Annotated in this window: 4 protein-coding genes and 1 pseudogene; 2 read left to right on the top strand and 3 right to left on the bottom strand. The window is 67.4% G+C overall.

Annotated features, from left to right (window positions below):
* Positions 1-116: 116 nt before the first annotated feature.
* The 3 genes and pseudogenes from H0W38_RS20470 to H0W38_RS20460 form a co-directional block, all read right to left on the bottom strand.
* A pseudogene (locus H0W38_RS20470) lies at positions 117-506 on the bottom strand (PIN domain-containing protein); the annotation flags it as partial.
* Entirely contained in the window at positions 503-745 is a 243-nt protein-coding gene (locus H0W38_RS20465) for an AbrB/MazE/SpoVT family DNA-binding domain-containing protein (RefSeq protein ID WP_292457653.1), read from the bottom strand. The pseudogene H0W38_RS20470 and the gene H0W38_RS20465, both read right to left, overlap by 4 nt.
* 106 nt (positions 746-851) lie before the next feature.
* Complete coding sequence (locus H0W38_RS20460; RefSeq protein ID WP_292457650.1) at positions 852-1,847, bottom strand: aldo/keto reductase; 996 nt, start codon at positions 1,845-1,847, stop codon at positions 852-854.
* Between H0W38_RS20460 and H0W38_RS20455 the strand changes: the two genes are divergently transcribed.
* Together H0W38_RS20455 and H0W38_RS20450 are read left to right on the top strand one after the other, a co-directional pair.
* Positions 1,846-2,379, top strand: a complete 534-nt coding sequence (locus H0W38_RS20455) for an efflux RND transporter permease subunit (protein WP_292457648.1) — start codon at positions 1,846-1,848, stop codon at positions 2,377-2,379. The genes H0W38_RS20460 and H0W38_RS20455 overlap by 2 nt on opposite strands.
* 128 nt (positions 2,380-2,507) lie before the next feature.
* On the top strand, positions 2,508-2,716 hold a 209-nt coding region (locus H0W38_RS20450), incomplete at its 3' end, for an SDR family NAD(P)-dependent oxidoreductase (protein WP_292457645.1).

Raw genomic sequence — 2,716 nt, 5'->3', positions numbered from 1 at the left:
CAAGGCATTCAGGAGCATTTGGAATGCCTGCCAGCGGCGTTTGCCGCCCAGGGCCGACGACGCGTTCGGTCATTCACGCCGGGCTGACATTCCGCCTGCGCCGTGCCGCCCTGCGGAATCAATTTCATCCCGGCGGTCTTGGCAGCGCCTACATCGAAAGTCATCGTGGCACTGCAGCCGGCCGCGTGCGCGACGCGCTCGATGAGACAGTCGGCGAAGTCTGCGGAACCGGCTTTGAAGACGCGCAGCGCCTTCACCACCTGATCTGCACGATCCACGACAAGCTCCTTGCTGCGCAGCAGCAACTCCAGGGCCGAGGCGACCTGATCGCGCGTGAGTCCATAGCTCGAGGACAGCACCCCCACGAACTCCACGATCGAGACCTGGGGCACGAAACCGGGTGATTCGCTCGACAGCGATTCCACCAGCCGCGTGGCCTTGGGAGATTGCCGCGGATCGTCCTGCATGACGTAGCGCACGAGGACGTTGGTGTCCAGACCGATCATCGCGCGGCCGCTCCGCGTGCCGCGATGGTCTGGTTCATTTCCTCGATCGAGACCCGTTTGCCCGGCTTGCCGAACATGCCCCGCAGCTCTCGAACCGAGCGCGTGGCGGCAATCATCTCGAAGCGGCCGGGCTCGATCTCGACGAACTCGACCCGGTCCCCGACCTCGACGTTGAGCGCCTGACGGACATCGACCGGGATGGTGACTTGGCCCTTGCTCGTGACGGTGGCGGTGGTCATCGTTGCTCCCTTGTTTTCCTTACATCAGTGTAAGGCAGGGCGCATGTCAAGCCGGTTTTCGGTACCGGCTGTATCGAGCTCGTCCGGCATTCGCCGCCGCCGGCGGTCAGCGGCCGTTCAGCGGGTACTGCGGATCGGTGTAACCCGGCGTGGACGGATGCCCCGGGCTCACGAGCGAATCGACGAAGGCCTCGTCCTCGGCGGTGACCGAGTACTCGAGCGCAGGGAAGTAATCGGCCCACTGCGCCAGGGTGCGCGGCCCGGCGATCACTGCGCTGACCGCCTTGTTCGCCAGCACCCAGGCGGTGGCGAAGTGAGCCAGTGCCACGCCCTTCTTCTCGCAGTAGGTCTTCAAGGCCTGCGCAATCACCAGCGACTCCTCGCGGAACTCCGCTTCCATCATTCGCTTGTCGCCCCGCCCGGCCCGCGTGCCCGCGGCGGGCGTGCCTCCGGGCGAGTACTTGCCGGACAGCACCCCGCGCGCGATCGGGCTGTAGGGCACCACGCCGATGCGGTGATGTACACAGGCGGGTAGCACCTCGACCTCCGGCTGCCGGTTGAGCAGGTTGTAGTACGGCTGGCACACGACCGGGCCGGGCATGTTCATCTCGCGCGCCAAATGGGCCAGTTCCGCGATGCGCCAGCCGCGAAAGTTCGAGACGCCCCAGTAGCGGATCTTGCCCGCCCGCAGCAGCGCGTCGATGCCCCGCAGCGGCTCTTGCAGGTCCATGCCGTTGTAGTCGCGGTGCAGGTAATAGATGTCGATGAAGTCGGTGCCCAGTCGCTGCAGGCTGGCTTCGCAGGCCCGCTGCAACCAGGTGCGCGAATAGTGCGATTCATTCGGCCGGTCGGACATCTTGTTGCCGACCTTGGTGGCCAGCACCCAGTCGCTGCGCTTGCCGCGCAGCAGGTCGCCGACCATGGCTTCCGAGCGGCCGCGCGAGTACACGTCGGCCGTGTCGATGAAGTTGACGCCGTGCTCGCCGGCATGCGAGACGATGCTGCGCGCCTCGTCGAGTTCGGTCTGGTCGGCGAACATCATGCTGCCCAGGCACAGGGTGGAAACTTTGAGCGGGCTCTTGCCGAGGTTCTGATAGCGCATGAGTGTCGTGCGCCGGGGCGGGCGCGTGGGCGGCGTGGCGGAGGATGTTATCGGGCCACGAAAGAGCGTGACTCAGCGCCGGCCGCGCGGCCTTGCAGTGGAGGCGAGCGGTCGAGGTGTCCTCGGTGCTGCAACAACAACCCGCGTCTATCTCGTGCTGGTAGCCATCCTGCTCGGCACGGTGGTCAACAACCCGATCGTCCTGGTCGATCAGGCGCGCGCGCTGCGCGCCGAGAACCCGGGTCTGCCGGCAAGCGAGGCGGTGCAGCAGGCCGTGGCCTCGCGGCTGCGGCCCATCGCAATGACCACGCTGACGACGATCTGCGGTCTGCTGCCGCTCGTGCTGCTGCCGGGCGAGGGCAGCGAGCTCTACCGCGGCGTGGGGGCCATCGTGCTGGCCGGACTGGTCGGCGCGGCGCTGGTCACGCTGGTTTTCCTGCCGCCGCTGCTGGCCTTCGCGATCGATGTCGGCGACAGGTTAGCGGGGCGGCGCGTCGCCATGCGCGGCGCAGCATCTACCGAAACGCCGTGATGCCGACGGGCCGCAGTGCGCGTCGCGACCTGAACCCCGTTCGCTTCAACGGTCATTGAAACCGCGCTGCCGGAGTGACCGCCGACAGGGCTACAAAGCGGATCCTTCATCCACTTCTCTGGACCCCCATGGACCTCGGCCTCACCTCCAAGCGCGCCCTCGTCACCGGCTCCACCGCCGGCATCGGTCTCGCCACGGCCCGCGCCCTGGCTCTCGAAGGCGCGCAGGTCATCGTCAACGGCCGCACGCAGCGGCGCGTCGACGAGGCCGTCGAGAGCATCAAGGCCGGCCAACCCGGCGCGCACGTGCGGGGCTTCGCGCTCGACCTGTCCACCGC

The organism is Methylibium sp., from assembly GCF_013817365.1.
Classification (GTDB): domain Bacteria; phylum Pseudomonadota; class Gammaproteobacteria; order Burkholderiales; family Burkholderiaceae_C; genus Methylibium.
Note: the sequence above shows the minus strand (reverse complement) of the source record. Positions and strands in the feature narration are given on the sequence as shown.